Here is a 1,703-nt window from a genome sequence, read left to right as displayed (position 1 = left end):
CTGTCGCCGACGAGCCGGGCCTCGGGCGCGAGCAGCCGCATCAGGCCGTCCAGGTCGCCGCCGGTCGCGGCGCGCAGGAAGCGTTCGGTGAGGTCGCGGCGCTCGGCGGGGTCGACGTCGTAGCGGGAGTCCGGGCGGTTGAAGAGGGCCGTCCTTGCCGTATTTCGTCAGATAGCGCTTGATGTTGACGTCACCGAGCGGTGCGGCGTCGACCTGATGGTTTCCGAGGGCGGTCGGATAGACGTCGCCTGTGCTGGCGAGTTCGACGAGTTCGACGTCTTTCTGGGTGAGTTTCGCCTTCTTCAGAATGCGCAGGACGAGGGCACCCTGTGCCTGGCCGGGACTGTAGGCGATCTTCTTTCCGCGCAGGTCCGCGAGTTTCTCGATGCCGGCGCCGGGGGCGACGCCCAGTTCGTAGATGGGGTGCCCGGTCGGATCCTGGCGGAATTTCGACGCGACGAGTTTGGTGTCGAGACCCGTCCAGTACGCGTTGATCGACGGGATCTCCGCCGCGTGGCAGATGTCGAGCGCGTCCGCCCGAAAAGCCTCGGAGCACTGCGGCCCGCCGCTGATGTTGGCCCACTTCACCTTGAACGGCAGCTTGTCGATCTGCCCGGAGAGCTGGAGCGCGACCTTCAGATCGGGGGCACCGACGGTGAGGGTGGTGTCGGCGGAGACCTCGGCCGGAATCTTCTCGCCGGAGACGTTCTTGCCGACGGACGTGGACTGCGCGGAACCCGCGCACGAGGTCAGCAGGAACGAGGCGGCGACCGCGAGAATCGCGGCGGTGCGCGGGGATGCGGATATGAGGGTACGAGGGGTCATCCGAGCCTTCAGGTGACGAGGGAACACGCCGCCCGCGCAGGCCGGAATTCCGGCGGGGTACGGGTGCGTGTGTGAGGGATTGCGGGAGAGCGGGGGGTGGCGGAAATCTCCGGCGGAGCGCTCAGACGGACGCGGCGAACGGGCGGCGCCGCGTGCGCTCGGCAGAATCCGGAAGGGAATTCAGCAACACACGGCGGTGGCGACGCGCATCAGGTCGATGGCCCGTCGCTTCCGAAATCGCCGGCAGATCCTCATACCGCCGAAGCTATCCATGCACCAATTCCCGGTCAAGCGGCGGAGGTTGACTCGCCCGCCCCGCAATGGGCCTTTCATGGTGCCGCCATGCGCACGTTACGAGCGGGCGCCGGTACGTTTCGGTGGCCACCGCCACCTTCCCCAGGAGCCCGCCGTGTCGTCCCGGAGCGCAGATGTCGATTTCACCTTCTGGTACGAGGTCACGGTCCGGGCCACCGTGGAGGCTCTCGTCGCCACGGGCTGGCGCCTGGAGGAGCCGCTGTCGTACATGGTGAACGACAACGACCTCTTCGACTGGCGGGAAACCACCGGAGACCGGGCGGAGGAAGTCCTCGACCTCTTGGACGCGCCGGAACACAAGGAGCACCATGTCGCCCTCTGCGTGTACCACCCGAGCGCGGCCACCGGTGGCCAACTCCTGTTCCGCCCGCACCGGACCGAGTGCGCCTTCATCCCGACGATCCACCGGCGAGAGCTGCCCGGCGCGCCCCGCTTCACCGACCTGAGCTGGTACCTGGGGGCCTTGGTCCCTCCCCTGCTGACCGTCGGCCTGCGGAGCTACGAGGCGCAGGACATCGCCCACTGAACCCACCCCGAAATCTCCGCCCCGCACACCCCTGGGA

1 protein-coding gene and 2 pseudogenes are annotated in these 1,703 nt (G+C 67.9%); 1 reads left to right on the top strand and 2 read right to left on the bottom strand.

Annotation, left to right across the window (positions count from 1 at the left end; translation table 11 throughout):
* Together GUY60_RS39405 and GUY60_RS37440 are read right to left on the bottom strand one after the other, a co-directional pair.
* Positions 1–125: pseudogene (locus tag GUY60_RS39405) on the bottom strand (RNA polymerase subunit sigma-24); the annotation flags it as partial.
* Between the two features lie 49 nt (positions 126–174).
* Positions 175–825, bottom strand: a pseudogene (locus tag GUY60_RS37440) (ABC transporter substrate-binding protein); the annotation flags it as partial.
* 409 nt (positions 826–1,234) lie between these two features.
* On the opposite strand from GUY60_RS37440, the gene GUY60_RS37435 reads away from it, so the two are divergent.
* On the top strand, positions 1,235–1,666 hold the full coding sequence (locus GUY60_RS37435; RefSeq protein ID WP_161705955.1) for a hypothetical protein: 432 nt from the start codon (positions 1,235–1,237) through the stop codon (positions 1,664–1,666).
* Positions 1,667–1,703 lie beyond the last annotated feature (37 nt).

The organism is Streptomyces boluensis (assembly GCF_009908195.1).
In the GTDB taxonomy this organism is placed as follows: domain Bacteria; phylum Actinomycetota; class Actinomycetes; order Streptomycetales; family Streptomycetaceae; genus Streptomyces; species Streptomyces boluensis.
Note: the sequence above shows the minus strand (reverse complement) of the source record. Positions and strands in the feature narration are given on the sequence as shown.